The 26,197-nt window shown below is 72.6% G+C and carries 23 protein-coding genes, 1 pseudogene and 1 riboswitch; of the genes and pseudogenes, 6 read left to right on the top strand and 18 right to left on the bottom strand.

Features of this window, described 5'->3' with window-relative positions; genetic code table 11:
- On the bottom strand, window positions 1-1,475 hold a 1,475-nt coding region (locus IEJ02_RS38595; RefSeq protein ID WP_223865170.1), incomplete at its 3' end, for a PucR family transcriptional regulator ligand-binding domain-containing protein.
- A 232-nt stretch (window positions 1,476-1,707) separates the two neighbouring features.
- On the opposite strand from IEJ02_RS38595, the gene IEJ02_RS38600 reads away from it, so the two are divergent.
- From IEJ02_RS38600 to IEJ02_RS38620, 5 genes are all read left to right on the top strand, one after another.
- Window positions 1,708-3,183, top strand: a complete 1,476-nt coding sequence (locus tag IEJ02_RS38600; RefSeq protein WP_191069059.1) for a sodium:solute symporter family protein — start codon at window positions 1,708-1,710, stop codon at window positions 3,181-3,183.
- 53 nt (window positions 3,184-3,236) lie between these two features.
- Window positions 3,237-4,901, top strand: coding sequence for a thiamine pyrophosphate-binding protein (locus tag IEJ02_RS38605; RefSeq protein WP_191069060.1), 1,665 nt, complete (start codon window positions 3,237-3,239; stop codon window positions 4,899-4,901).
- Window positions 4,902-5,071: 170 nt separating this feature from the next.
- On the top strand, window positions 5,072-5,797 hold the full coding sequence (locus IEJ02_RS38610; protein WP_191069061.1) for an ABC transporter ATP-binding protein: 726 nt from the start codon (window positions 5,072-5,074) through the stop codon (window positions 5,795-5,797).
- Window positions 5,779-7,035: a hypothetical protein gene (locus IEJ02_RS38615; protein ID WP_191069062.1), complete on the top strand. Its 1,257-nt coding sequence runs from the start codon at window positions 5,779-5,781 to the stop codon at window positions 7,033-7,035. Before IEJ02_RS38610 ends, IEJ02_RS38615 begins: the two co-directional genes overlap by 19 nt.
- Window positions 7,036-7,140: 105 nt before the next feature.
- Window positions 7,141-8,238 (top strand): LOG family protein, encoded by a 1,098-nt coding sequence (locus tag IEJ02_RS38620; RefSeq protein ID WP_191069063.1) that lies wholly within the window; start codon window positions 7,141-7,143, stop codon window positions 8,236-8,238.
- Window positions 8,239-8,307: 69 nt separating this feature from the next.
- On the opposite strand, the gene IEJ02_RS38625 is transcribed toward IEJ02_RS38620, so the two are convergent.
- The 9 genes from IEJ02_RS38625 to rpsB all read right to left on the bottom strand — a co-directional run bounded on the left by IEJ02_RS38625 (window position 8,308) and on the right by rpsB (window position 18,102).
- Entirely contained in the window at window positions 8,308-9,345 is a 1,038-nt protein-coding gene (locus IEJ02_RS38625; RefSeq protein ID WP_191069064.1) for an ABC transporter ATP-binding protein, read from the bottom strand.
- A complete protein-coding gene (locus IEJ02_RS38630; RefSeq protein WP_191069097.1) occupies window positions 9,346-10,959 on the bottom strand; it encodes an ABC transporter permease in 1,614 nt (537 codons plus the stop codon).
- Window positions 10,960-11,054: 95 nt separating this feature from the next.
- On the bottom strand, window positions 11,055-12,128 hold the full coding sequence (locus IEJ02_RS38635) for a thiamine ABC transporter substrate-binding protein (protein WP_191069065.1): 1,074 nt from the start codon (window positions 12,126-12,128) through the stop codon (window positions 11,055-11,057).
- A riboswitch (TPP riboswitch) is annotated at window positions 12,124-12,228 on the bottom strand. It overlaps the preceding gene by 5 nt.
- A 73-nt stretch (window positions 12,229-12,301) precedes the next feature.
- A complete protein-coding gene (rlmN, locus tag IEJ02_RS38640) occupies window positions 12,302-13,408 on the bottom strand; it encodes a dual-specificity RNA methyltransferase RlmN (protein ID WP_137979773.1) in 1,107 nt (368 codons plus the stop codon).
- Window positions 13,409-13,480: 72 nt separating this feature from the next.
- Window positions 13,481-14,656 (bottom strand): phosphatidate cytidylyltransferase, encoded by a 1,176-nt coding sequence (locus tag IEJ02_RS38645; protein WP_191069066.1) that lies wholly within the window; start codon window positions 14,654-14,656, stop codon window positions 13,481-13,483.
- Window positions 14,656-15,213, bottom strand: coding sequence for a ribosome recycling factor (gene frr / locus IEJ02_RS38650; RefSeq protein ID WP_030834259.1), 558 nt, complete (start codon window positions 15,211-15,213; stop codon window positions 14,656-14,658). The genes IEJ02_RS38645 and frr overlap by 1 nt, the downstream gene beginning before the upstream one ends.
- Window positions 15,214-15,317: 104 nt before the next feature.
- On the bottom strand, window positions 15,318-16,100 hold the full coding sequence (pyrH, locus tag IEJ02_RS38655) for a UMP kinase (RefSeq protein ID WP_137979772.1): 783 nt from the start codon (window positions 16,098-16,100) through the stop codon (window positions 15,318-15,320).
- A 155-nt stretch (window positions 16,101-16,255) separates the two neighbouring features.
- Window positions 16,256-17,092: a translation elongation factor Ts gene (gene tsf, locus IEJ02_RS38660; protein WP_191069067.1), complete on the bottom strand. Its 837-nt coding sequence runs from the start codon at window positions 17,090-17,092 to the stop codon at window positions 16,256-16,258.
- 110 nt (window positions 17,093-17,202) lie between these two features.
- Window positions 17,203-18,102, bottom strand: coding sequence for a 30S ribosomal protein S2 (gene rpsB / locus IEJ02_RS38665; protein WP_137979770.1), 900 nt, complete (start codon window positions 18,100-18,102; stop codon window positions 17,203-17,205).
- Between the two features lie 313 nt (window positions 18,103-18,415).
- Between rpsB and IEJ02_RS38670 the strand changes: the two are divergent.
- Window positions 18,416-18,940: pseudogene (locus IEJ02_RS38670) on the top strand (murein hydrolase activator EnvC family protein); the annotation flags it as partial.
- Window positions 18,941-19,255: 315 nt separating this feature from the next.
- Here the strand turns inward: IEJ02_RS38670 and IEJ02_RS38675 are convergent.
- The 8 genes from IEJ02_RS38675 to lepB all read right to left on the bottom strand — a co-directional run bounded on the left by IEJ02_RS38675 (window position 19,256) and on the right by lepB (window position 26,135).
- A complete protein-coding gene (locus IEJ02_RS38675) occupies window positions 19,256-19,795 on the bottom strand; it encodes a TetR/AcrR family transcriptional regulator (protein WP_191069098.1) in 540 nt (179 codons plus the stop codon).
- Between the two features lie 93 nt (window positions 19,796-19,888).
- On the bottom strand, window positions 19,889-20,722 hold the full coding sequence (gene whiG, locus IEJ02_RS38680; protein WP_069866419.1) for an RNA polymerase sigma factor WhiG: 834 nt from the start codon (window positions 20,720-20,722) through the stop codon (window positions 19,889-19,891).
- A 129-nt stretch (window positions 20,723-20,851) separates the two neighbouring features.
- The gene (gene dprA, locus IEJ02_RS38685; protein ID WP_223865171.1) at window positions 20,852-22,291 is read right to left on the bottom strand and encodes a DNA-processing protein DprA; all 1,440 of its coding nucleotides are present in this window, start codon (window positions 22,289-22,291) and stop codon (window positions 20,852-20,854) included.
- A complete protein-coding gene (locus tag IEJ02_RS38690; RefSeq protein ID WP_191069068.1) occupies window positions 22,291-23,913 on the bottom strand; it encodes a YifB family Mg chelatase-like AAA ATPase in 1,623 nt (540 codons plus the stop codon). Before IEJ02_RS38690 ends, dprA begins: the two co-directional genes overlap by 1 nt.
- A complete protein-coding gene (locus IEJ02_RS38695) occupies window positions 23,913-24,272 on the bottom strand; it encodes a YraN family protein (protein ID WP_191069069.1) in 360 nt (119 codons plus the stop codon). The genes IEJ02_RS38690 and IEJ02_RS38695 overlap by 1 nt, the downstream gene beginning before the upstream one ends.
- A 221-nt stretch (window positions 24,273-24,493) precedes the next feature.
- Window positions 24,494-24,802, bottom strand: a complete 309-nt coding sequence (locus IEJ02_RS38700; RefSeq protein WP_004944840.1) for a DUF2469 domain-containing protein — start codon at window positions 24,800-24,802, stop codon at window positions 24,494-24,496.
- A gap of 39 nt (window positions 24,803-24,841) precedes the next feature.
- The gene (locus tag IEJ02_RS38705; RefSeq protein WP_191069070.1) at window positions 24,842-25,372 is read right to left on the bottom strand and encodes an NUDIX hydrolase; all 531 of its coding nucleotides are present in this window, start codon (window positions 25,370-25,372) and stop codon (window positions 24,842-24,844) included.
- Complete coding sequence (gene lepB / locus IEJ02_RS38710; protein WP_137979765.1) at window positions 25,365-26,135, bottom strand: signal peptidase I; 771 nt, start codon at window positions 26,133-26,135, stop codon at window positions 25,365-25,367. The genes IEJ02_RS38705 and lepB overlap by 8 nt, the downstream gene beginning before the upstream one ends.
- Window positions 26,136-26,197 lie beyond the last annotated feature (62 nt).

Raw genomic sequence — 26,197 nt, forward strand, 5'->3', positions numbered from 1 at the left:
TCGGCGCCGCCGCGCGTCAGGTCCGCGGCCGGTACGGGCGCCCCGACGCCCAGGGTCCAACCGGGCTGCGCCCGTACCTCCCCCTCGCCCGGGACGAGGGCGCACAGCGCGTCCCCGTCGAGGTCGACCAGCGGCGTCCCGAGCCCGGCCGCGAGCGCCGCCGTGGCCAGCAGCCCGTCGTCCCGGCCGCGGCCGCGCCGCCGCCCGTGCACCACGGTCCACAGCCCGCCGCCCTCCGGGGGCTCGGAGGACGCCCCCTGCCGCCCGGGCCGCCCCAACGCGCCCGATTGTCCGGCCTGCCCCGGCGTCCCCGGCTGCCCCGGCTGCCCTGGCGTCCCCAGCTGTCCCGACTGCCCCGACTGCCCTGGCGTTCCCAGGTGTCCCGACTGTCCCGGCGTTCCCAGGTGTCCCGACTGCCCTGGCGTCCCCGACTGTCCCAGCTGCCCTGGCGTCCCCGACTGTCCCGGCGTTCCCGGCTGTCCCGGCGTTCCCGGCTGTCCCGGCGTTCCCGGCTGTCCCGGCGAGGGACTCAGCAGCCCCGCCACCCGCGCCGGTTCGGCGCCGAGCATCAGCCGCACCAGCGCCGATGTGCGCTCGGCCTCGGCCCCGACCACCCGCCGGGCCGTCAGCAGCGACAGCAGCACCACGGCCATCCCCACGATCGCCCCGTCCGCACCGTCCCTCCGGGGTGCGCAGACGCCGAGCGCGAGCCGGTCCTCCGGGCCCGCCGGGCCGCCCAGCCCGTACGCGGTCAGCAGCAGTTCCTCACCGGCCGCGCCGGTCGCCCTGCCCGCCGCCGAGGACGGACCCGAGCGCAGCCGGGCCGCGAGCGCGCCGAGCGCCCTACGGGCCTCGCGCGGCGGCCTCGGCCCGGCGGCCGCGAGCTCCGCGCCGTCCGGAGCGTCCGGGGCGTCCGGTCCGGCCGGGCCGTAGAGCACCGTCCAGGCCCCGAGGTGCTGGCTGAGCTGGCGCAGCACGGCCGGTACGGGGTGCGGGCGCGCCGCGGCGGTGGCCAGCGACTGCTGCGCCTCGGTGAGGCTCCGCAGCTCATGGTGGCGGCGCTCGGCCATCGCGTCCCATACGGCGCTCGCCACAGCCGTGAAGGTCGTCTGCCGGGGCACCTCCACCAGAGGCAGCCCATGCCGGTCGCACGCCTCGGCCAGCGCGCGGGGCACCGTGTCGTGCACCGGCGCGATGCCGAAGCCGAGCGCCGCCGCGCCCGCCTGGACCGTACGGGCCACATAGCGGTCCCAGTAGGTGCCCGCGCCCGCCGCCTCCGGGCAGTGCACCCCCGCGCTGAGCAGCAGCTCCCCGCCCAGCAGATACGGGACGGGGTCCTCCATCTCGCTGGTGTGGACGAAGTACACGGGCGTGTCCGCCTCGCGCCCGCCCGCGACCTGCCGCAAGCCCAGGGCGGGGTGGCGCAGGAGGGTGGAGAGCGGGACGGGGGCCGTCGGGGGGACGCGGTCGTTCATCACGGCGGGCCTCGCGAGGGGATGGTTCGTACATCCCGGGGATCGGGAGTGGAGGAAACGTACACTTCCCGGACGCCTCGGCGACACCTAGGGTCTCCGTCACTCCCCACATTCCCCCGGGGCTCGATCCCCGCGGATCGCCGGGACCTCCCCTATCCCGTGCGTCCCCGCCCACCCGACGTCCCGATCTCCCGACCGCCAGCCGACCCCCGCCGGACCGAGGAGCACCGCCATGACCGCTGTCGACTACACCGTGATCGTCGTCTATCTCGCGGGCATGCTCGCGCTCGGCTGGTGGGGGATGCGCCGCACCAGTTCCACCAGCGACTTCCTGGTCGCGGGGCGGCGGCTGGGGCCGCTGATGTACTCCGGGACGATGGCCGCGATCGTGCTCGGCGGCGCGTCCACCATCGGCGGCGTCGGCCTCGGCTATCAGTACGGGCTCTCCGGCGCCTGGATGGTCATCACCATCGGCCTCGGGCTGCTGGCGCTGTCGGTCTTCTTCTCGGCGCGCATCGCCCGGCTCAAGGTCTACACGGTCAGCCAGATGCTGGACCTGCGCTACGGCGGCTCCTCCGGGCTGATCTCGGGCATCGTGATGTGGGCCTACACCCTGATGCTGGCGGTCACGTCGACCATCGCCTACGCCACCATCTTCGATGTGATCTTCGGGCTGGACCGGGTCGTCGCCATCGTGCTCGGCGGGGCGATCGTGGTCTGTTACTCGACGCTCGGCGGCATGTGGTCGATCACCCTCACCGACATGGTGCAGTTCGTGGTCAAGACGGTGGGCGTGCTGCTTCTGCTGCTGCCGATAGCGGTGGTGAAGGCGGGCGGCTTCGGCGCGATGAAGGCCGAACTCCCCCACGGCTACTTCTCCCCGATGGGCATCGGCGGGCAGACCGTCTTCACCTATGTGCTGATCTACTCCTTCGGCATGCTGATCGGCCAGGACATCTGGCAGCGGGTCTTCACCGCCCGCGACGACCGGGTCGCCCGCCTCGGCGGCACCGCGGCCGGGACGTACTGCCTGGCCTACGCGGTCGCGGGGGCGATCATCGGCACGGCGGCCAAGGTGCTGTACCCCAAGCTGAGCGCCCCGGACGACGCGTTCGCGACCATCGTCAAGGACGCGCTCCCTGTGGGCGTGAAGGGGCTGGTGCTGGCCGCCGCGCTGTCCGCGGTGATGTCCACTTCCTCGGGCGCGCTGATCGCCTGCGCGACGGTGGCCAACAACGACATCTGGGCCCGGCTGCGCGGCCGTACGCTCCGTACGGCCGGCGCCTCCCATGACGAGGTCGGCGGCAACCGCGTTTTCATCCTCATCATGGGCGTCGCCGTGATCGGCATCTCCGTGGTGCTCAACGATGTCGTCGAGGCGCTGACCGTCGCCTACAACATGCTGGTCGGCGGGTTGCTGATGCCGATCCTGGGCGGGCTGCTGTGGAAGCGCGGCACGGGCGCGGGCGCCCTGGCATCGGTCGGTGTCGGCGGCCTCACGGTCATCGCGCTGATGGGGTGGAAGGGCATCCTCGCCAACGAGCCCATCTACTTCGGGCTGCTGGCCTCGCTGGTGGCGTACGTGGCGGTCAGCCTCGCCACCAAGCCGACGGACGCGGCGATCCTGGACGTCTGGCGGCGACGGCTGGCCGGGGAGCCCGCCGCCCCCGCCTCGGAGACCACCAGTCCGGCCACCGCGGGCGCCTGACACCACCTCACGCTCGCTCTTTTCGATACGCATCGTCAGAAAGGCACCATTCCATGCCCACCGCACAGCGCGCGCGTCACGGCGGCGACCTCGTCGTGGAGTCCCTCACCGCGCTCGGGGCGAGCACCGTGTTCGGGCTTCCCGGGCAGCACGCTCTCGGGGCGTTCGACGCGCTGCGGCGGTCCGGGCTCGCCTATGTGGGGCTGCGGGTGGAGAACAACGCCGGGTTCGCCGCCGACGCCTTCGCGCGTGTCACCGGCACGGTCGCGCCGCTGCTGGTGTCCACCGGGCCGGGGGCGCTCATGACGCTCGCCGCGCTGCAGGAGTCGGCGGCGGCGTCCGCGCCGGTCCTGGCCATCGGCAGCCAGGTGCCGACGGCGGGGCTCGGCGGCGGGCGCAAGGGCTATCTCCATGAACTCGTCGACCAGAAGGCGTCGTTCCGCGACGTGGTGAAGTCCGTCCACACGGTCCGCACCGCCTCCCAGATCCCCTCCGCGGTCGCCGCCGCCTGGGCGTCCGCGCTGGAGGCCCCCGCCGGGCCGGTGTGGCTGGAGATCCCGCAGGACGTGCTGCTCGCACCGGTATCCGTACCGCCGGTGACCTCCCTGCGGGCCGAGCCCCGGCCGCTGCCGCCCCGGCCCGAGCTCACGGCGGAGGCCGCCAGGCTGCTGAACGCCGCCGAGCGTCCGGTGATCCTGGCCGGGGGCGGAGTGGTGCGCGCCGGGGCGCGGCGGGAGCTGCGGGCGCTGGCCGAGGCGCTGGACGCGCCCGTGGCGACGACCTTCGGCGGCAAGGGCGCGTTCCCGTGGGATCATCCGCTCTCGCTCCAGTCGTGGCTGGAGGACGCGCACACCACCGAGTTCCTGGAGGACGCCGACGTCCTGCTGGTCGTCGGCTCCGGGCTCGGTGAACTCTCCTCCAACTACCACACGTTCCGCCCGCGCGGCCGCCTCGTCCAGATCGAGGCCGACCTCGGCAAGCTGGAGTCCAACCACCCGGCGCTCGGTATCCACGCCGACGCCCGCGAGGCGCTGGCCGCCCTCGCCGAGGCCATCACCCCCCGCCCGCCGGGCACGGCGGCCAAGGCCGCGGCCGGGCTGCTCGCCCGGGTGCGGGAGCGGATCGACGCGCAGGGTCTGGAGTTGGAGCGGCGGGTGCTGGGCGCGGTGCGGGACGCGCTGCCCGATGACTCCCCCAGCTTCTGGGACATGACGATCCTCGCCTACTGGGCCTGGTCCGCCTTCGATCCGCGTGCGGGCGCCCTGCACTCGGCGCAGGGCGCGGGCGGCCTCGGCTACGGCTTCCCGGCCGCCCTCGGAGCCGCCGCCGCGGACCGCGGCCGGCCGGTGCTGGCCGTGTCGGGCGACGGCGGCGCCATGTACTCGATCGCCGAACTCGCCACCGCTCATCAGTACCAACTCCCCATCACCTGGTTGATCGTGGACGACGGCGGCTACGGCATCCTCCGCGAATACATGACGGACGCGTTCGGCGAGGCGACCGCCACCGAGCTGTCCCGCCCGGACTTCGTCGCACTGGCCGAGTCCTTCGGTGTCCCGGCGGTCCGTACCACACCCGAGCGGCTGCACGCTGACCTCGCCGGCGCCCTCGTGGCCCCCGGGCCGTCGGTCGTGGTCCTGCCCGCGCTGCTGCGGATGTTCGCGCCCACCCACCTCGACCGGCTCGCCGACGACGGCCCCGGTCCCGATCAGCACTGATCGGAGTCCGACACCAATCAGGGCTGATCGGAGGAAATGGGGGCCACCCGCGCCGAGCCTGGGCGCGGGCCCCCACCCGAGTCCTTACCGTGCCAGTGACCCATTGGCTCCGCGCTCGTTTCCCCCAACCGGGGGAACGAGACGATCGCAGGTAAGGCGAGGTGCTCGGGATGGTGGCTCCGCCGGACGACGACATGCTCGCGGCACGCACCGTGTCGTACGCCTATGGAGGCTCGCCCGCCCTCATCGGGGTCTCCCTCGGCGCCCGGAAGGGTGAGATCGTCGCCGTCACCGGTCCGCGCGGCTGTGGCAAGACCACCCTCCTCGCCTGCCTGGCGGGCCAACTCGTCCCGGACAGCGGGGAGGTGTGGTTCAAGGGCGTCCCCGTGCACAGCCTCCCTCCACTCGGCCTCGAACGGCTGCGGCGCGAGCACTTCGGCTGGATCGGCACCGAACCCCAGCTCGTCCCCGAACTCACCGCCTGGGAGAACGCCGCGCTCGCCCTGATGCTGCGCGGCACCGGGCGGCGCGCCGCGAAGAGTGCCGCGTACGAGTGGCTGGACCGGCTCGACGTCGGCGAGTGCGCCCGGGCACGGCCCGCCGCACTGCTGCAGTCGCAGCGCCAGCGGGTCGCGATCGCCCGCGCGCTGGCCGCCGGGCCCAGCGTGCTCTTCGCCGACGAGCCCACCGCCCCGCTGCACCAGACCGACCGCGCCCAGGTGCTGCGCACCCTCACCTCGGCGGCCCGCTCCCACGGCATCACCGTGGTCCTCGCGGCACACGACCAGGAGGTGGCCACCCTCGCCGACCACACCGTCGCCCTGCTCGACGGGCGCCGGGTGGGCTCGGACCCCTCCGAGGCGGAAGGCAGGGCCGCGTGCTCAGCCTCCGCCTAGCCCGCGGCGCCCGCCCGTCGGTGCTGCTGCGGCGGGCGCTGGTCACCGTCGCGGCGGCGGGCGCGAGCTTTCTGCTGCTGAGCGCCCTCGGGTTCGCCTCGGCCCATCCGGACGACTCGCAGAGCGCGGTGGGACGGCTCCTGTGGTGCCTCGTCCCGCTGGCCGCGACCGTCCAGCTGGCCGTCGCCGTGGGCCGCGCCGACCCCAGCACCGGCCCTGGCCCCGGTTTCGCCGCGGCCGGAGTCGGCCCGGCCCGGTCGGCGCTGCTCGCGGCGGTCTCGATGTCGGCCGCCTGCGCGCTCGGCGGTGTGCTGTCGCTGCTGGTCTTCCTCCATCTGCGCGGCGATCTCGGGGACTCCTGGCTGGACTGGGCCGGCAGCGGGGCGGCAGACCGACAGCTCGGCAGCGGCCGGCCGCTGCCCTTGGCCGGTACGGTCACGCTGCTCGCCGTCGTCCCCGTGGTGGTGGGCGCGGCATGTGCGGCCGCGCTGTGGCCCCGGCAGCCGCGCGCGGTGCACCAGCCGGTCCGCGGACCACGGGGCACTCGCCGCCCGGCGGTCCCGGCCCGGCCCACCATCGTGACGGGGCCGGTCGCGCCCCGGCCCCACCAGGCCACCTCCGGACTTCCCTGGGGCATCGCCCTGACCGCGGCCGGACTCGCCCTACAGGCGTACGCGAGCGGTAACGCGCCCCCGCTCCCCGACGCCCTGCTCGCCGTGCCGGGACGGCTCGGCGGCAACCCGCCCGGTGTGGTGGGCGGCTGGGCGCTGGCCGCCCTCGGGCTGGTGCTGGCCGGGCCCGGCCTCACCCATCTGTGCGGCAGGCTGCTGGCCGTCGGGCGGCCGGGCGTGCTGCGGCTGCTGGCCGGGCGCATGCTCCAGCAGGAGGCCGGGCTGATCGGACGTCCGGTCGGTGCGCTGTGCGCCCTGGCCGCCGCCGGATTCGCCGTCCTCGAGCTGTACGGAAGGGCCTCCGGGCCGTCCGGCGCCCATGCCTTCGGCCCGCTCACCGGTCTGGGCGCGGCCCTGGTCACGCTGTGCGCCGCGGCCACGACCCTGACCGCGGTCGTGGAGGCGAGGAGCGCGCGCGAGCGCACGACGGCCGCCCTGGTCCGCCTCGGCGCTCCTGCCCGGCTGCTCCGCGGGGCGGCCGCGCTGCGCGCGACGGCCCTGCCGGCGCTCCTGGTGCCGCTGGTGTGGGTGGTGGCGCATCTCACGGCGATGCCGTTCCACCGCTGAAATTCTCGGGTGTCGGTGTCCATGCCTGGATTGTGCGGCCAGGCGGCCTGGTCACGATTGCCTCAATCCACAGCCCCCCATCTCCGGTGTGATTAGCATGTCGGCGTGCAGGAACCAGACCGGGAAATAGAGTCCATCGAGGAGTTCGACCAGGTCGTCGCCCGCGGCACCCTGGCCGGGTTCCGGGTCCAGTCCGTGGACCTGACAGGCCGTACGGCCGCGCTCCTCTCCACCGACACCAGCGAGTCCGTCTTCCTCGGCTGCCCGATGGAGACCGAGGCGGCGGCGAAGGTCCGGGCCGGGGGCGCGCTGGTGTTCCCGCCGGTGCCGGATCTGCCGTTCGATCCGTACCGCGGCACCCTCTACTCCCCCGCGGAGCTCTTCGAGGGCCTCGCGGAACACGGTTACGTGCGGACGCCGGACGCGCTCGCCTACGCCTGGTTCCAGCGGACCAAGACCGACGGCGACATCTTCTCCTCGATGCTGCGCTCCATCCACGACGACGCGGTCTCCGACGCGCTGGACGAATTCCTCGTCGGGACGCGGGTGGTGGGCGTCATGGGCGGCCACGCGCTGGAGCGCGGCTCCGGCGGATTCGCGGGCGCCGCACGGCTCGGCCGGGCCCTGGCGCGGACCGGTCTCACGGTCGCGACGGGCGGCGGACCGGGCGCGATGGAGGCCGCGAACCTCGGCGCCTACGCGGCACCGCACGAGGACGCGGTGCTGGACGAGGCGCTCGAACTGCTCGGCGGGACGCCCTCCTTCCGGCCGTCCATCGGGGCCTGGGCCGAGGCCGCCTTCGCGGTGCGTGAGCGCTGGCCGGACGGCGGGGCGTCGGTCGGCATCCCCACCTGGTTCTACGGGCATGAGCCGCCCAACGCGTTCGCCTCGCACATCGCCAAGTACTTCGCCAACGCCACCCGCGAGGACGGGCTGCTGGCGCGCTCGACCGCGGGGGTGGTCTTCCTGCCCGGCGCCGCCGGGACCGTTCAGGAGATCTTCGACAACGCGACGCCGAACTACTACGAGTCGCGCGGTGAGCCGACCCCGATGGTGCTGGTGGACCGGGACCACTGGACCCGGCGGCTGCCGACCTGGCCGCTGCTCGAAGCGCTCGCGGAGGGACGGTCCATGAAGGCCCGTATCGCTCTGGTGGACTCGGTGGACGAGGCGCCCGAGGCGCTGCTGTCGATGCTGGGCTGAGCCGGAGTCAAGGAAGCGCCGAGTACCAGAGGAAGGGCTGACTTCCGGGGGAGGCAAGGGGCCCCGGCGTCAGGGCTCGGGGTCCAGGAGCACCACATCGGCCGGGTCGATGGCCGCCCCGACCCTGGCCCCCGCCTCCGGGGCGTCCCGCAGGGCGCAGGACGCCTCCAGATGCGGCGCTGCCGGGTCCGACAGCCGCAGAATGAGCGCCACATGGTCGCCGCGGAAGGTGCGCGCCGCCACGGTGCACGACAGCCCCTCCTCGGGGTCCGTCAGCCGCACCCCGGCCGGGCGGACCAGCAGCCTGCCCGGGCCCGGCCGGGACCCGGGCGGCACGGGCAGCTTGCCCCATACGGTGTCCGCGACCTCGCCGTGCACGATCGCCTGGACCACATTGTCGAAGCCGAGGAAGCGGGCGACGAACTCGGTGGCGGGCCGCTGCCACACCTCCAGCGGGGTGCCGGTCTGGGCGATCCGGCCGTTCTCCATCACCACCACCCGGTCCGCGAGCGCGAACGCCTCCCCCTGGTCGTGGGTGACCGCGAGGACGGTGGTGCCCAGCCGTTCGAAGAGCTCGCGCAGCTCCACCACCAGCCGCTCGCGCAGCCCCCGGTCGAGCTGGCCCAGCGGCTCGTCCAGCATCAGCAGTTTGGGGCGCGGGGCCAGCGCGCGGGCGAGCGCCACCCGCTGCTGCTCGCCGCCGGAGAGCGAGTCGACGGGGCGGCGCTGGGCGCCCGGCAGCCCCACGAGCTCCAGCAGTTCGGCGACCCGGCGGTCCGCCTCCGCCCGGCCCACCTTGCGCATCCGCAGCCCGAAGGCGACGTTGCCGCCCACGTCCCGCTGCGGGAACAGCTGGTGGTCCTGGAACATCAGCCCCACGCCGCGCCGGTGCGTGGGCACCCCGCTCTGGTCACGTCCGGCGAGCCACACCCGGCCGGCGTCGGGGCGCCGCAGCCCGGCCACCACGCGCAGCATGGTGGACTTGCCGCTTCCGCTCGGGCCCAGCACACAGACCGTCTCGTGCTCGGCGACGTCCAGGTCCACGGCGTCCAGCGCGTCGCGCCGGCCGAACCTCACGCTCACCTCGTCCAGTCGCAGCAGCGTCATTCAGAACTCTCCCGAACGGTCGGTGCGGATGCGCTCGAGCGCCAGCAGCGATCCGGCGCAGACCAGCATCAGGATCGTGCTCAGGGCCATCGCCTGCCCGTAGGTGAGCTGTCCGGCCCGGCCCAGGAAGCGGGCGATGGCCACCGGGAGGGTCGGATGGTCGGGGCGCGCGATGAAGACCGTCGCCCCGAACTCGCCCAGGGAAACGGCGAACGCGAAGCCCGCCGCGACCGCCACGGCCCGTCCGACCAGCGGCAGGTCCACCTCCCGCCAGACCCGCCACGGGGACGCCCCGAGCACGGCAGCCGCCTCCCGGAGCCGGTGGTCCACCGCCCGCAGCACCGGCAGCATGGTCCGTACGACGAAGGGCACGCCCACCAGGGCCTGGGCGAGCGGCACCAGGACCCAGGAGGCGCGCAGATCCAGCGGGGGCGCGTCCAGGGCGATCAGGAACCCGAATCCCACGGTGACGGCCGAGGTGCCCAGCGGCAGCATCAGCAGCGCGTCGAAGCCCCGTACCAACCTGCCCGCCTTACGGGTGAGCGCCGCGGCGGCGAGACCGCCCACGACGAGGGCGAAGACGGTGGCGACCGCCGCGTACCACAGGGAGTTCCCGACGGCCTCCATGGGAGCCACGAAGAAGGTGCCCCCGCTGTCGGCGGCCGACCGCAGTGCCTCGTAGTAGGTGAAGCCGTAGCCGTCCGGTCCGTTCAGCGAGCGCTCCACCAGCACCGCGAGCGGTGTCACGATCAGCAGCGCGACCACGGTCAGCACGCCCCACAGCAGCGCCCACTGGGCCGGGCCCTTCGGGCGGCGCGCGGTGCGGCCGGGATCGACCAGCCGCAGGGCGCTCTCCCGGCGCCTCACGGTCCACGCGTGCAGGGCCAACACGGCCGCGACCGCGGCGAACTGGACCAGGGTCAGCACCGCGGCCGTGGGGAGGTCGAGCAGCTGCGCGGTCTCCCGGTAGATCGCCACCTCCAGGGTGGCGTAGCGGGGGCCGCCCAGGATCTGGATCACGCCGAAGGAGGTGAAGGTGAACAGGAACACCATCAGCCCGGCGGCGGCCACGGCGGGGGCCAGCGCGGGCAGCGTCACCCGGCGCCAGGCCGACAGCCGGCTCGCGCCGAGCACCCGCGCGGCCTCCTCCTGGCGTGGGTCGAGCTGGGCCCACAGCCCGCCCACGGTCCTGACGACGACCGCGTAGTTGAAGAAGACATGGGCCAGGAGGATCGCCCAGACGGAGGTGTCCAGCCGCACCCCCCACAGCTCGTCCAGCAGCCCGCCCCGGCCGAGCAGGGCCAGGAAGGCCGATCCGGCGACGACGGTCGGCAGGACGAACGGCACGGTCACCACGGCCCGCAGCAGCCCCTTGCCGGGGAAGTCGAAGCGGGCGAAGACATAGGCGCCGGGCAGCGCCACCGCGAGCGTCAGAGCGGTCGAAGCGACCGCCTGCCAGCAGGTGAACCACAGGACGTCCAGCGTCGCCGGATCGGTCACCACCTCGGCGATCCGGCCGAACCGCCACCGCCCGTCGACGCGCAGCCCCCGGGTGACGATGGCGGCCACGGGATAGGCGAAGAAGACCGCGAAGAAGGCGAGCGGCACCGCCATCAGAGCGAGCCGGAGGGCGGTCGCGCGGCGGCCCCCGCCCTCGCCCTCATCGGCCTTACGGTGGCCGTCGGCCCTCTTACGGTTCTCGCGGGGCTCTACAGGACCAGCGAGGACCATGTCTTGACCCACGGCTCACGGTTCTTGGCGATCTTCTGCGGCGCCAGGGTGGCCGAGTCGGCGATCCTGACCCCGTACCGGGTGAACAGCTCCGGCAGCTTGGCGTCCTCGCGCGCCGGGTTGACGTACATGTTCAGCGGGACGTCCTCCTGGAACCGCTTGCTCAGCAGGAAGTCCAGCAGCGCCTTGCCGCCCTTGGCGTTGCCCGCGCCGTTCAGCAGCCCGGCGAACTCCACCTGCCGGAAGCAGGTGCCCGTCGCCACCCCGGTGGGGGCCTTGGCGGGCTTGCTCTTGGCGTCGGCCACCTCGGCGGGCGGGCTGGACGCGTAGGAGACGACGAGCGGCCGGTCGCCCTTGCCGCCGCCCGCCGAGCCGGAGAACCGGTCGTAATACGCCTGCTCCCAGCCGTCGACGACCTCGATGCCGTTGGCCCGCAGCTTCTTCCAGTAGCCCTTCCAGCCGTCGTCGCCGTACTTCGCGGCCGTGGCCAGGAGGAAGCCGAGACCGGGGGACGAGGTGGCCGCGTTCTCGGTGACCAGGAGGTTCTTGTAGGCGGGCTTGGTCAGATCGTCCAGCGTCCGGGGCGGCGTCAGCTTCTTGTCGGCGAAGTACTTCCGGTCGTAGTTGACACAGATGTCGCCGAAGTCGACGGGGGTGACGCGGTGCTCGGCCCGGTCGAGCTGAAGGGCCGCCGGGACCTTGTCCAGGCCCTTCGCCGTGTAGGGGGTGAACAGGTCGTTGTCGAGCGCGCGGGAGAGCAGGGTGTTGTCGACGCCGAAGAACACATCGCCCTGGGGGTGCCCCTTGGACAGGATCGCCTGGTTGACGGCGGCTCCGGCGTCGCCCCCGGCCTGCACCCGCACCTTGTAGCCGGTCTCCTTGGTGAACTCCTTGAGGACCGCCTTGGAGGCCGCGAACGAGTCGTGCGTGACCAGGGTGACCGTCTTGGAGTCCGAGCCGCTCTTGGTGTCCTCGCCGCAGCCGACGAGCGCGCTCAAGCCCAGTGAACCGAGGAGGGCGGCCGAGATGGCGCGCCGAAGCTGGCTGTTCATGGTGATGCTGACTCCCTACGCCGGTATGACCCGGATCAGGTCCGAGGGTCTGCGGCCGTGCCGCACTCTCAGCGCTCTGAGCGCTCCCCTGTCGGAATGTTCACTTGTACGGATGTTCACTTCTACGACGATCGCATGATGCGACGATGCCCAGGCACCGTATCAGCCGGTGCTCAACGCTCCGAAGCCGCCAGCTGCCCGCAGGCCCCGTCGATCTCCTGGCCCCGGGTGTCCCGGACGGTCACCGGCACCCCATGGGCCTCCAGGGCCGCCACGAACGCCTTCTCGTCCTCGGGCCGGGACGCCGTCCACTTGGAGCCGGGCGTCGGGTTGAGCGGGATGAGGTTCACATGCACCCGGTGGCCCTTGAGCAGCCGGCCGAGCAGATCGGCGCGCCACGCCTGGTCGTTGATGTCCTTGATCAGCGCGTACTCGATGGAGATCCGGCGGCCGGACTTCTCCGCGTACTCCCATGCGGCGTCCAGGACCTCGCGCACCTTCCAGCGGGTGTTGACCGGCACGAGGGTGTCGCGGAGCTCGTCGTCGGGCGCGTGCAGCGACACCGCGAGGCGGCACTTGAAGCCCTCGTCGGCGAACCGCAGCATCGCCGGGACGAGGCCGACGGTCGAGACGGTGATGCCGCGCTGCGAGAGGCCGAGGCCGTCGGGCTCGGGGTCGGTGAGCCGGCGGATGGCGCCGACGACGCGGTTGTAGTTGGCCAGCGGCTCGCCCATGCCCATGAAGACGATGTTGGACAGCCGGGCCGGGCCACCGGGGATCTCACCGTCCCGGAGGGCCCGCATCCCGTCGACGATCTGGTGCACGATCTCGGCGGTGGACAGATTGCGGTCCAGCCCCGCCTGCCCGGTGGCGCAGAACGGGCAGTTCATCCCGCAGCCCGCCTGCGAGCTGATGCACATGGTGACCCGGTCCGGGTAGCGCATCAGGACGGACTCCACGAGCGTGCCGTCGAACAGCCGCCACAGCGTCTTGCGCGTGGTGTCGTCGTCACAGCTGATGTGCCGCACCACGCTCATCAGATCCGGCAGCAGCCCGGCGGCCAGCTTCTCGCGCGCGGCGGCCGGGATGTCGCTCCACTGAGCGGGGTCGTCGACGTAGCGCGCGAAGTAGTGACGCGACACCTGACCTGCCCGGAAGGGCTTCTCCCCGAGGGCGGCGACGGCCTCCCGGCGCTCGGCGGGCGTGAGGTCGGCAAGATGCCGCGGGGGCTTCTTGGCCCCACGCGGCGCGACGAAGGTGAGTTCTCCGGGCTTAGGCATGGTTCACCCAGTGTCGCAGACGTACGAAGGGCCCCGCGCCGGGAGTGGCGCGGGGCCCGTGGGCGGGCGTGGTCAGCCGCCGCCCACGAAGATCACCAGCAGCAGCCACACCACCGGCGCGGTGGGCAGCAGCGAGTCGAGCCGGTCCATGATCCCGCCGTGGCCGGGCAGCAGCTTGCCCATGTCCTTGATGCCGAGGTCGCGCTTGATCATGGACTCGCCGAGGTCGCCGAGGGTCGCGCTGACCGCGGCGGCGAGGCCGAGCAGCAAACCCTGCCACCAGACGCCGTCGTCGATGAGGAACTGCATGCACAGCGCGCCCGCGGCCATCGCGAAGGTCACCGCGCCCAGCAGCCCCTCGCGGGTCTTGCCGGGGCTGATGCGCGGGGCCAGTGGATGCTTGCCGAAGCGCCAGCCCACCGCGTACGCCCCTGTGTCGCTGACCACGGTCAGCAGCAGGAAGGTCAGGACCCGCCACGGGCCGTCGTCGGTGTCGAGCATGAGCGCCACGAAAGTGGCCAGAAACGGTACGTAGAAGGCGGCGAAGACGCCCGCGGTGACATCCCTGAGGTAGTTGTCGGGCGGCTCGGTCATCCGCCAGACCAGCACCGCGAGCGCCGTAAGGGCGACCGCCACCACCGCGCCCTGGGCACCGCGCACATAGCCCGCGACGACCATGGCGACCCCGCCGACGGCGAGCGGCACCAGGGGGACCCGGATGTCCTTGCGCTCGGTGAGCCGCGAGGTCAGCTCCCAGAGCCCGACCACCACCGCGACCGCCACCACGCCGACGAACACGGGCTTGTAGATGAAGAGCGAGGCCAGGATGATCACGCCGAGGCCGACGCCCACCCCTATCGCGGCGCGCAGATTCCGGCCCGCGCTCTTCTTGCCCTGCCCGTCGTCGGCGCCGCGCGTGCCGTCGGCGGAGGCCGGGTCGGGCGCGGGGTCGGGGGGCGTCGGCCGGCGCCCGGCGGGCTGCCGGGGTCCGGGCTGCGGCTCCCGCTCGTCGCGGAAGAGGGGGCCGCTCAGCCGAGCGGCCCCCCGGTCACGGTCGGCGGCCTCGCCGGAGTCGCCGCCTGCGTGGGGCACGGTGGGCATGGGGCGAGTTTGCGCCGCCTCACCCACCTCGTGCGCGGGACCCGCCGAAGAAGTGGGCACCTCCCAGCCATAGCCGGGGGAGGTGCCCTGACCGCCCGGTCCCCGGAGTCCGGCGCTTGGTTGGGCCCCCCAGGAAGAGTCGTTCATCAGACCTCGAGCAGCTCGGCTTCCTTGTGCTTGAGCAGCTCATCCACCTGCGCGACATACTTCGCCGTGGTGTCGTCGAGCTCCTTCTCCGCGCGGCGCCCCTCGTCCTCGCCGACCTCGCCGTCCTTGATCAGCTTGTCGATGGACTCCTTGGCCTTGCGGCGGACGCTGCGGATCGAGATCTTCGCGTCCTCGCCCTTGCCCTTGGCGACCTTGATGAACTCCTTGCGGCGCTGCTCGGTGAGCTCGGGGAACACCACACGGATGATGTTGCCGTCATTGCTCGGGTTGACGCCCAGGTCGGAGTCCCGGATCGCCTGCTCGATGTTGCGGAGCGCGGTCTTGTCGAACGGCGTGACCACGGCCATCCGCGGCTCCGGCACCGAGAACGACGCCAGCTGATTGATCGGCGTCAGCGCACCGTAGTAGTCCGCCACGATCTTGTTGAACATCGCCGGGTGCGCACGCCCGGTGCGGATCGCGGCGAAGTCCTCCTTGGCGACCACAACGGCTTTCTCCATCTTCTCCTCGGCCTCGAGGAGGATCTCTTCGATCACCACTTGCTCCTGGTGTTATCAGTAAGCAGAGCCTCGCCCCTGCGTGCGTCTTCTCCTGCACGGTGTCCGACCGGCAGGCCGTTGTCCATCCCCCGTTCGAGCCGTCAGGCCCGGGAGCCCTGGTCGCTCACAAGCGTGCCGATCTTCTCACCCTTCACCGCACGCGCGATATTTCCTTCGGCCAGGAGCTCGAAGACGAGGATGGGCAGCTTGTTGTCCCGGCAGAGGGTGATCGCGGTGGCGTCGGCGACCTTGAGGTCCCGGGTGATCACCTCGCCGTACTCCAGGGCGTCGAACTTCACCGCGTCGGGGTTGCGGGCGGGGTCGGAGTCATAGACCCCGTCCACGCCGTTCTTGCCCATGAGCAGGGCCTGCGCGTCGATCTCCAGCGCTCGCTGGGCCGCGGTGGTGTCCGTGGAGAAGTACGGCATACCCATACCCGCGCCGAAGATGACCACACGCCCCTTCTCCAGATGGCGCACCGCACGCAGCGGAATGTACGGCTCCGCGACCTGGCCCATGGTGATGGCGGTCTGGACGCGGGAGTCGATGCCCTCCTTTTCCAGGAAGTCCTGGAGGGCGAGACAGTTCATGACGGTTCCGAGCATGCCCATGTAGTCCGAGCGGGCCCGGTCCATACCGCGCTGCTGCAGTTCCGCACCGCGGAAGAAGTTACCGCCGCCGATGACGATGGCGATCTCGGCACCGTCCCTGACCACGGCGGCGACCTCGCGCGCGATGGCGTGCACGACATCGGGGTCGACACCGAGTCCCCCGCCTCCGGCGAACGCCTCGCCGGACAGCTTCAGCAGGAAGCGACCGTGTTGGGCCGCGCCGTGCGCCTTCTTGTCATCGGCGGCCTGTTTGGCGTCCGCGCCGTGATTCATTGGAGATCTCCTCGTGCACATACGAAGAAGGCCACTGCCGGACGGGTCCTGTTACGACCTCTGCGGCAATGGCCTCCTCGTCACATCTGCGGCCGACCGGTCGACGGTTGGCTGCCTACGACCCTATCGGGGTCGCCGGTCATTCGCTGCTCGGCTCAGACGCCGACGCGGAAACGGGCGAAGCGCTTGAGCGAGACACCGGCCTCGTCCAGGACCTTCTGGACGGACTTCTTGTTGTCCTTGGCGAACGGCTGGTCCACCAGCACGTTCTCCTTGAAGAAGCCGGTGACGCGACCCTCGATGATCTTCGGCAGGGCGCCCTCGGGCTTGCCCTCCTCGCGGGCGGTGGCCTCGGCGACCCGGCGCTCGTTCTCGACCGTCTCGGCCGGGATCTCGTCGCGGGTGAGGAACTTCGGGGCGAAGGCGGCGATGTGCTGCGCGACGTCCTTGGCGACCGTGGCGTCTTCCTTGTCCAGCTCGACCAGGACGCCGACCTGCGGCGGCAGGTCAGGGCTGGTGCGGTGCATGTACGCCGCGACGAAGCCGCCGGAGAACTGCGCGAAGCGGTCCAGGACGATCTTCTCGCCGAGGGTCGCGTTGGCCTCGTCGACGAACGCCTGAACGGTCTTGCCCGCCTCGATCTCGGAGGCCAGCAGGGCCTCCAGGTCGGCCGGGGAGGTCTTGGCGACGTGGGCGGCGATGGCGTCGGCGAGGCCCACGAACTTGTCGCCCTTGGCCACGAAGTCGGTCTCGCACTTCAGCTCGACCAGCACGCCGGAGGACTTGTCGTCCGCGATGAGGGAGACGACGGCACCGTTCTCGGCGCTGCGGCCCTCACGCTTGGCCACGCCCTTCTGGCCCTTGACGCGCAGGACCTCGACGGCCTTGTCGACGTTGCCCTCGGCCTCGTCCAGCGCCTTCTTGCAGTCCATCATGCCGGCGCCGGTCAGCTCACGGAGCTTCTTGACGTCAGCGGCGGTGAAGTTCGCCATGATCTGTGAATCTCTTCTCGAAAGTCGAAAGCTCTACGGGTGAACGGCGGGGGCGGCGCCACCGGCACCGTCCCCCGCCGTCATACACCGTCTGAGTGACGTCTGAGTGGTCAGCCCTGCTCGGTGCCCGCGGCGGGGGCCTCGGCCGGCTTGGCGTCCTCGGTCGGCTTGGCGTCCTCGGCGGGCTTGTCCGCGGCGGCCTCGGCCGGCTTGGCCTCGGCCTCGTCGGCCTTCTTCTCGCCCTCGAGCAGGTCGCGCTCCCACTCGGCGAGCGGCTCGCCAGCGGCCTTGTCGGCCTTCTCGTCACCGGTGGCGACACCGGAACGGGCGATGAGGCCCTCGGCGACGGCGTCGGCGATCACCCGGGTGAGCAGGGTGACGGAGCGGATCGCATCGTCGTTGCCCGGGATCTTGTAGTCGACCTCGTCCGGGTCGCAGTTGGTGTCGAGGATCGCGACGACCGGGATCCGGAGCTTGCGCGCCTCACCGACGGCGATGTGCTCCTTCTTGGTGTCCACGATCCAGACGGCGCTCGGCACCTTCTGCATCTCGCGGATACCGCCGAGGGTCTTCTCCAGCTTGGCCTTCTCGCGGGAGAGGACCAGGAGCTCCTTCTTGGTGAGGCCGGAGGCGGCCACATCCTCGAAGTCGATCTGCTCGAGCTCCTTCAGGCGCTGCAGGCGCTTGTAGACGGTCGAGAAGTTGGTGAGCATGCCGCCCAGCCAGCGCTGGTTGACGTACGGCATGCCGACGCGGGTCGCCTGCTCGGCGATGGCCTCCTGCGCCTGCTTCTTGGTGCCGACGAACATGATGGAGCCGCCGTGGGCGACGGTCTCCTTGACGAACTCGTAGGCGCGGTCGATGTACGACAGCGACTGGAGCAGGTCGATGATGTAGATGCCGTTGCGCTCGGTGAAGATGAAGCGCTTCATCTTCGGGTTCCAGCGGCGGGTCTGGTGCCCGAAGTGGACGCCGCTCTCCAGCAGCTCCCGCATCGTGACGACGGCCATGGCCGTACTCCTTGAGGTACTCGGTTCCACAGCGGCCGGGCGGCCGCCGCTCCTGACGTCCCGGCGCGCCTGCCACGGACGGGGCCCTTTCGGGGGTCGTCCGAGGACCGAGGGGCGCGGCCACCGAGCTGACCGATGCGCGATCGGAGCACCGGTGGCGGGGCGTGCGAAGTCGATCCGGTGACCCGGATCGCCATAAGAAGTGTACGGGACCGGTACGGTGCCGGGTGACGGCGTTATCCACAACCAGTGAGTAGTCCCCCGATTCCGTCCATGATCCACCCGTTTCGGGCCGCCGGGCCATCGTGGGGGCATGCGAAGGCTTGTGGTGGGGCGGGCTCTTGCCCTGGTGATTCTCGTGCTGTCGGTGCTGTCGGTGCCGACGGCGCCTCCTGTGGCGTTACCTCTTCCGGCGGCACGGGCCGCGGCGGCGGATCCGCGCGCGGCGCCTACTCCGCGTGCGGAGCCGGAGCCGGGGACGAGACCGGGCGAGGGACGGTCGAGACCGAGCGGGGAGCGGTCGTGGCCGGTCGACGGTGCTCCGGGCGCGGTGCGGCCTGCCGTGCTGAGGGGCTGGCGGCCGCCTCCGGCGCCCTGGGCGGCGGGGCACCGCGGGGTCGACCTCGCGGTGCGCCCGGGCGAGCGGGTCCGGGCAGCGGGCCCGGGGCGGGTGAGCTTCGTGGGCCCGGTCGCGGGCCGTGGTGTGCTGGTGATAGAGGTGTCCGGGCCCGGCTCCCCTCCCCTGCGCACCACCTACGAACCGGTGCGCGCCACGGTGACCAAGGGGGAGCGGGTGACCGCCGGGCAGGTGGTCGGCGTGGTGGCGCCGGGCCCCTTCCACTGCCGGCCGGGCTGCCTGCACTGGGGGCTGCGGCGCGCGGACCGCTATCTCGATCCGCTGTCACTGCTGCCGCCGTCGATGCTGCGGGGCGGGCCGTCCCGGCTGCTTCCGGTGTTCGGGGTGCGCGACGCGCCCACGGTCTCCGCGCTCGCCTCCCCTGCCGGGGACACCCGGCTGCCGACGGCCGCGGCGCTGGTGGCGGCATCCCTCTGGGCCCGGATCCGGCTGGGTCGCCCGGGTCGGTCCGGGTCGCCCGGCCGTCCGGGCCGCATCTCGCGTGCGCCCGCCGGGGGCAGTGGAAGGGCCGGGCGGTCAGCCCCGGACGCCGCGCAGGGCCATGGCGGCGGCCGCCTCGGTGATCCGGTCGGGGTCCTCGGCCGCGCCGAGCTCGATGCGCCGGACCGCGGCGTCCACGACGCCCTGGAGGAGTACGGCCGAGAGCCGGGGCTGCTCATGCCCGAGGGCCGCGAGGGCCTCGACCACCATGGCGATCAGCCCGCCGTGGGCGGCCCGGATCTTCTCCCGCGCGCCCGCATCCAGCTCACCGGCGGAGATCGCCACCACCGCGCGGTGCCGACGGTCGCCGACGAGCGCGAGCTGGCGGCGGACATACGCCTCGATCTTCGCCTCGGGCCCGTCGGCCCGCTCCATGGCGGCCTCGACCTCTGCGGCCCAGACCGGGAAGTCCACGGCGCACAGCTCCTCGACCACGGCGGCGCGGGAGCGGAAGTACTCATAGACGGAGGACCGTGCGAGTCCCGTGCGCTCGGCGAGGGCGGGGAAGGTCAGCGCCTCCGTACCCCCCTCGGACAGCAGGGTGCGGGCGGCCTCCAGCAGGGCCGCGCGCTGCATCGTCCGGTGCTCGGCCACTGAGGCCGCTCGAATCCTGGGCACCCGACCACTTTACGGAAGAGGCCGCCCGGAGGGCGATGCCGGAGGGACGATTCAGCGCCCGACGTCGGCGAGTTTCGCCCGCAGCTGGAGCACCGATTTGGTGTGGATCTGGCTGACCCGGCTCTCGGTGACGCCGAGCACCTGGCCGATCTCGGCGAGCGTGAGCCCCTCGTAGTAGTAGAGCGTGACCACGGTCTTCTCCCGTTCCGGGAGGGTGTTGATCGCCCGGGCGAGCAGCCGGCGCAGCTCCCGGTCCTCGGCCACCTCGACCGGGTTGTCCGCCGCGGTGTCCTCGAGGGTGTCCATGAGGCTGAGCCGGTCGCCACCCTCGCCGCCGACGTGCAGCAGCTCCTCCAGGGCGACCACATTGGCGAGCGACAACTGACTGAAGACACCGTGCAGTTCCTCGAGGCTGATGCTCATCTCGGCGGCCACCTCGGCCTCCGAGGGGGTGCGGCGCAGCTGGGCCTCCAGCGTGGCGTACGCCCGCTCCACGGCCCGGGCCTTCTGGCGGACCGACCGTGGGATCCAGTCCAGCGCCCGCAGCTCGTCGATCATCGCGCCGCGGATCCGGGTGATCGCATAGGTCTCGAACTTGATGGCGCGCTCGGGGTCGAACTTCTCGATGGCGTCGATGAGTCCGAAGACCCCGGACGAGACGAAGTCCGCCTGCTCGACATTGGAGGGCAGCCCGACGCTGACCCGGCCGGCCACATATTTGACCAGCGGTGAGTAGTGCAGGATCAGCTGCTCCCGCAGCCGGCCGTCGCCCGTGGTCTTGTACGACCGCCACAGCTCGTCGAGCGATGAGGGCGCGGCAGGGTGCACCGCGCCGCGGGCCGCGGGCGGCGCCGCGCTGTCAGACCCGGAGATGTGCTGGGGCATTCGTCGCCTTGAGCCGTTCTGCCATGACATGGGTGAGGACGTACGCTTCCGCCGGAAACCTTGTGAGCGTAGCGTGACTAAGGCGTCGCGGTATGCGAACGGCGTCGGCTCGGCGGTGTGCGGATACGGTCATCGCCTCAACCCTTTCACCCGATTGCCCCGATTCGGGGGATCGCCTCGCCGTGCGCCGTCGCTCCGGCGCGGGGCCGGGACCAACTCCCATCGATCGCCATGACGTTCGACGAAGCCCAGGGCGAGCAGTTCATGGAGCCGGCCCAGGGCCTCGTCGCAGCCGGTCCCGGATTCCCGGGCCACGTCCCGCAGGTGGTTGCCGCCCCGTGCCGACAACGCTTCCAGCACCCGTGCCGTCACGGGATGGAGCAGGTCCCGCTCGACCAGCGGCCCCCGCCGCTCCGGGGCGAGGTCTCCGATGCCGCCGATGAGCTCGGCGACTTCGGCGGCATCGGTGACCAGGACGGCCTCGCCGCGCAGCAGTTCGTGCACCCCGGCCGAGAGCCCGCTGGTCACCGGTCCGGGCACCCCCATGGTGGACCGCCCGAGCTGTTGTGCCCGGCGCGCGGTGACCAGCGATCCGCTGCGGTACTGGGCCTCGACCACGACCGTGCCGCGGGTGAGGGCGGCGATGACCCGGTTGCGGAGCACGAATCTGTGGCGTGTCGGATGCGCTCCGGGTGGCAACTCGGCCAGCACCAGGCCCTGTTCGGCGATGCGCTCGATCAACTCGGAGTGCGCTCGCGGATAGGGGACGTCCACACCGGAGGCGAGCACCGCGATGGTGGCCCCACCCGCGGCGAGCGACCCTCGGTGAGCCGCGCCGTCCACGCCGTGGGCCGCCCCGGAGACGACCACCCAGCCCCGCTCGGCGAGCCCGGTGCCGAGGGACGCCGCGACATGCGCGCCGTAGTCGCTGCACGCCCGCGCGCCCACCACGGCGACCGAGCGCAGCGCCCACATCCGCAGGTCGGCCCGGCCGCGCACCCATAACCCGACCGGGCGAGCGTCACCGAGATCGTCGAGCTGGCCGGGCCAGTCCAGGTCCCCGGGGCAGATGAACCGTCCACCGCGCCGGGCGATCAGCGCGAGGTCGGCGACCGGGTCCACCCCGGCCGCCCGGAGGGCGCATCCGGCCAGCCGCTCCCCGGTGGCCCCGGGCGGGGGCTTGCCCTTCCCGGTGAGCGCCCGCCACAGCGCCACCGGCCCCATATGGCGCAGCCAACGCCCCACCGTCTCGTCCCCGGGCTCCACGAGCCGGGTGAGCGCCGCCCGCGCCAGCCGCTCCTCGTCCGGGGTGGCCCGCCGCTCAGCGAGCTCCTGCCCCTCGTCCGGGGTGGCCCGCCGCTCGGGGAGCCCCCGACCCTCGTCCGGGGTGCCCCTCTCATCCGGGACGCCCCATCGCTCGGGCAGCCCCTGCCCTGCGTCCGGAACGCCCCGCCCCTCCGGGCGCCCTTGTCCCTCGTCCCAGCCGCCCTGCCCCTGCCCGCGCCCCTGCCCGGGCTCGGAGAACAGTGCGGGGACGGCGCCGCGGCCGCCCGCCGAAGGAGTCGGCATCAGCACTCCCCCGCCGGGACCGGCACCCCGCGGCTGACCCCGGTGCGCAGCTGCAGCGCCTGGGCGATGTCCGGCGCCATGGGCCGGTCGTGCCCGGCCAGGTCGGCGACGGTCCAGGCGACCCTCAGCACCCGGTCGAGCCCCCGGGCGGTGAGCAGCCCGCGCTCCATATCGCGCTCGGCCTCGCGCAGCGCACCGGGGAACGGCTGCCAGCGGGTGCGCAGCTCATGGCCCGGCACCTCGCTGTTCAGCCGCCAGGGGGTGCCGTGGAGCCGGGCGGCGGACCGCTCCCGGGCCTCCCGGATCCGGGCCGCGACGGAGGCGCTGCTCTCGGCCCCGGCACGCGCCCCGGTGAGCTCGGTCCGGCTCACCGCCTCGACGCGGACCCGCAGGTCCACCCGGTCCAGCAGCGGTCCGGACAGCCGTGCCTGATAGCGGCGGACCGTGGCGGGCGAACACTCGCAGACGTCGCCGATCAGACCGTGGCGCCCACAGGGGCAGGGGTTGGCCGCCAGCATCAGCAGGAAGCGCGCCGGCATCCGCATCATCCCGGCGGACCGGGCCACCACCACATGCCCCGACTCCAGGGGCTGCCGCAGGGCGTCCAGCGCCTTCCCGCTGAACTCGGGGGCCTCGTCCAGGAAGAGCACTCCACGGTGGGCGAGCGAGACCGCGCCGGGTCTCGGCAGGCCGTTGCCCCCGCCGACGAGCGCGGCCATGGTGGCCGAGTGGTGCGGGGCGCAGTACGGCGGGGTCTCCACCAGGGGCTGCCCCGGCGGGAGGACCCCGGCGACCGAGTGGACCGCCGTGACCTCCAGGGCCTCCTGCTGGGTGAGCGGCGGCAGCAGCCCGGGCAGCCGCTCGGCCAGCATGGTCTTCCCGGCGCCTGGAGGGCCGCTCAGGAAGAGGTGGTGCCCGCCCGCGGCCGCGACCTCCAGGGCGATGCGCGCGGCCCGCTGCCCGGCGACCTCGGCCAGATCGGGCCGCCCCGCCCCGGCCCCCGGCACGGCGGCGATGCCGGTGCCCATGCCGGCGCCGGGCACGGTGAGCCCCGCCAGCATCGGGTCGGGGCGGCCCAGCTCCTGGGGTTCCTCCTCCTCGGGCACCGGCTCGTCCGTCAGCACCGCGATCAGCTGGCGCAGGCTCCGTACGCCCAGCACCGAGACGCCCGGCACCAGGGCCGCCTCCGCCGCCGTCTGCTCGGGCACCACGACCTGGCGGTAGCCCGCCTCGGAGGCGGCGAGCACGGCGGGCAGCACGCCGCGGACCGGCCGCACCCGGCCGTCAAGGCCCAGCTCCCCGATCATCATCAGATCGGCGATCTCCCGCGGGTCCACGCGCTCGGCCGCGCCGAGCACCGCGCAGGCCACGGCCAGGTCGAAGCCGCTGCCGCCCTTGGGGACGGATGCCGGGCTGAGCCCGACCGTGAGCTTCCGCTGCGGCCATTCACCGCCGGAATTGACCACGGCCGCGCGGACCCGGTCCCGACTCTCCACCAGGCTCTTGTCGGGCAGTCCGACGAGGGTGAAGGCGGCCACTCCCGGTTCCAGATCGGCCTGGACCTCCACCACCACGCCCTCGACCCCGACCAGCGCCACCGAGCAGGTGCGGGCGAACCCCATCAGGCCACCCCTCGCACATGCTCGACCACGGGCGCGCCCCGGCGGGGCAGCAACACCCCCACCACATCGATCCGCACCCCGCCCGGCGGCGGACCGCCGTGCCGCTCGAGCCAGCGCTCCGCCAGCCACCGCAACCGCTCGGTCTTGTCCGGTCCGACGGCCGCCATCGGATGCTCGTAACCACCCTCGCGGCGCGTCTTGACCTCGCACACCACCAGCGCCCCGGCGTCGAGCGCGACGATGTCGATCTCGCCGTCCCGGCACCGCCAATTGCGCTCCAGGACGGTCATCCCGGCTTCCGCCAATGTGCGGGCCGCCACATCCTCGCCGTAGCGGCCCAGCGCTCCTCGGGCGTTCATTCGGCACCACCTCCGGCACCGACTGTGACGCCCCCGCGTCCCGCTCAGGGATCTTGGAGCATTCCTGTGGACAGCCATCCGGCTGTGGAAAACTCGGCCACCCGGAAGGTGGAGTCAGCCGCACGAAAACGCCGGAGCCGACCGCCCGGAAGCCTGAGCCGACCGCCCGAAAGTCGGAGCCGACCGCTCGGAAGCCGGCGTCAGCCTCCCGGAAGCCGGAATCAGCCGCTCGGAAGATCGAGGTCGCTCTTGTTCAGCTCCTCGATATTCACGTCCTTGAACGTGAGAACCCGTACCTGCTTCACGAAACGGGCCGGGCGATACATGTCCCAGACCCAGGCGTCGGCCATCGACACCTCGAAGAAGACCTCACCCTGGACCGAGTGCACCTGCATCTCGTAGTCGTTGGTGAGATAGAAGCGACGCTCGGTCTCGATCACATATTTGAACAGACCGACGACATCGCGGTACTCCCGGTAGAGCTTCAGCTCCATCTCGGTCTCGTACTTCTCGAGGTCCTCGGCGCTCATGGCATGTTCCCCTTCAGCCGTGCGTCCCCCCATTGTGCGTCAGACGCGCTCAGTCTCCAGGATCACCGGTGCACTCGGGGGTCCCTCGACGAGCAGCGTACGCAACAGCTCCGCCAGCCGTGTCGGGTACACCGGCTCGGTGGCCGAGGCCAGCTCATCCGCCGTCCACCAGCGCAGACCGGCCACGCTCCGCCGCTCCAGCTCCGTCAGCCCGCCACCGGCGCGTGCCGGGGTCTGTTGGGTACGACACAGGTAGTACCACTCGTCCTGGTCCCAGCGCCGCCCGGCGAACGGGAACGAGCAGATCCGCCGCCACAGCAGCGGCCCGAGCCGCACATCGGTGATCCCGGTCTCCTCCGCGAGTTCCCGGAGCGCCGCCTCCTCGCGGCTCTCCTCGCCCTCCAGGCCGCCTCCCGGGGTGAACCACCAGGTCGAGGACGGATCGTCCGGTTCGAAGCCGTGCAGCAGCAGGATCCGGTCCCGCGGGTCCAGCAGCACCACCCGGGCGACCTTCCGCAGCCGCCGCTCGTCCGTGCCGCTCCGCTCGCCTATGTCCGACCCCTCAGCCACTTGCGGCCACCTTCCCCTTCGCCGCCTGGTCCCGCCGTGCGCCACCGCCCGACCTGCGCCGGACGATCGGCCCATGGGCCGCGCCCACCAGGATCAGCACCGCGCCCACGACGACCGCGATCAGGATCGGCCCCAGCGGCCCCGGCTGCGAGATCCCGCCCGGCAGCGCCTTGAAGGCATCGGGCCGCCCCACGGTCCCCCAGGACCCCAGCGGCCAGGCGGTGGCGTCCACCCGGGCGTCCACCGCGCCGCGCTCCACGGCGCCGCCCGCCTCGTCGGTGAGGTGCACCCGCGAGTCCAGGGAGTCGCTGCGATGGTCGCCCAGCAGGAACAGCCGGTTCTTGGGCACGGTGGTGGAGAAGACCGAGGAGGACGCCTGCTCCCCCGAGCGCAGATACGGTTCCTCGAGGACCTTGCCGTTCACCCGCAGCCGGCCCTGCTTGTCACAGCACTCGACCCGGTCGCCGCCGACCCCGATGACCCGCTTCACCATGGGCAGGTCGCCCCACACCTGGTCGTGGAAGACCACCACGTCCCCGCGGCGCACGTCGCCGCCGTCGACCCGCTCCGCCAGCACCCGGGCGCCCTTGCCGATGGTCGGCGCCATGGAGTCGGTGGGGACCGTGTACGGCTTGTAGAGCACCGCGCCCCAGACGAAGCCGCCGAGGAACAGCACACACCCGACGGCCACCGCCAGCCCGGACAGCACGCTGCCGGGCGTGCGCCGCGGCTTGCCGCCCCCCACCCCTTGGGCTCCGCTCATTCCAGTGCTCCCGCCGTACGCAACAGACGTAGAAGATCAGGTTCCGTGTGCCCCGGGGCACA

The organism is Streptomyces sp. 5-10 (assembly GCF_014712245.1).
GTDB classification, from domain to species: Bacteria; Actinomycetota; Actinomycetes; order Streptomycetales; family Streptomycetaceae; genus Streptomyces; species Streptomyces violaceusniger.

Bases quoted from the DNA above. Each gene is read 5' to 3' on its own strand.
- IEJ02_RS38625 (WP_191069064.1), bottom strand. From the start codon at position 9,345: ATGACGCTGCTGCGACTGGACGAGGTGAGCGTGAGGTTCGGCCGGCGC.
- IEJ02_RS38675 (WP_191069098.1), bottom strand. From the start codon at position 19,795: ATGCAGCGCGCGGCCCTGCTGGAGGCCGCCCGCACCCTGCTGTCCGAG.
- IEJ02_RS38600 (WP_191069059.1), top strand. From the start codon at position 1,708: ATGACCGCTGTCGACTACACCGTGATCGTCGTCTATCTCGCGGGCATG.
- IEJ02_RS38605 (WP_191069060.1), top strand. From the start codon at position 3,237: ATGCCCACCGCACAGCGCGCGCGTCACGGCGGCGACCTCGTCGTGGAG.
- lepB (WP_137979765.1), bottom strand. From the start codon at position 26,135: ATGAGCGGAGCCCAAGGGGTGGGGGGCGGCAAGCCGCGGCGCACGCCC.
- whiG (WP_069866419.1), bottom strand. From the start codon at position 20,722: ATGCCCCAGCACATCTCCGGGTCTGACAGCGCGGCGCCGCCCGCGGCC.
- IEJ02_RS38630 (WP_191069097.1), bottom strand. From the start codon at position 10,959: ATGGCGGTGCCGCTCGCCTTCTTCGCGGTCTTCTTCGCCTATCCCGTG.
- rpsB (WP_137979770.1), bottom strand. From the start codon at position 18,102: ATGGCCGTCGTCACGATGCGGGAGCTGCTGGAGAGCGGCGTCCACTTC.
- tsf (WP_191069067.1), bottom strand. From the start codon at position 17,092: ATGGCGAACTTCACCGCCGCTGACGTCAAGAAGCTCCGTGAGCTGACC.
- IEJ02_RS38690 (WP_191069068.1), bottom strand. From the start codon at position 23,913: ATGGGGTTCGCCCGCACCTGCTCGGTGGCGCTGGTCGGGGTCGAGGGC.
- IEJ02_RS38635 (WP_191069065.1), bottom strand. From the start codon at position 12,128: ATGAACAGCCAGCTTCGGCGCGCCATCTCGGCCGCCCTCCTCGGTTCA.
- rlmN (WP_137979773.1), bottom strand. From the start codon at position 13,408: ATGCCTAAGCCCGGAGAACTCACCTTCGTCGCGCCGCGTGGGGCCAAG.
- IEJ02_RS38700 (WP_004944840.1), bottom strand. From the start codon at position 24,802: ATGAGCGCCGAGGACCTCGAGAAGTACGAGACCGAGATGGAGCTGAAG.
- IEJ02_RS38610 (WP_191069061.1), top strand. From the start codon at position 5,072: ATGGTGGCTCCGCCGGACGACGACATGCTCGCGGCACGCACCGTGTCG.
- pyrH (WP_137979772.1), bottom strand. From the start codon at position 16,100: ATGAATCACGGCGCGGACGCCAAACAGGCCGCCGATGACAAGAAGGCG.
- IEJ02_RS38695 (WP_191069069.1), bottom strand. From the start codon at position 24,272: ATGAACGCCCGAGGAGCGCTGGGCCGCTACGGCGAGGATGTGGCGGCC.
- IEJ02_RS38645 (WP_191069066.1), bottom strand. From the start codon at position 14,656: ATGAACGACTCTTCCTGGGGGGCCCAACCAAGCGCCGGACTCCGGGGA.
- dprA (WP_223865171.1), bottom strand. From the start codon at position 22,291: ATGCCGACTCCTTCGGCGGGCGGCCGCGGCGCCGTCCCCGCACTGTTC.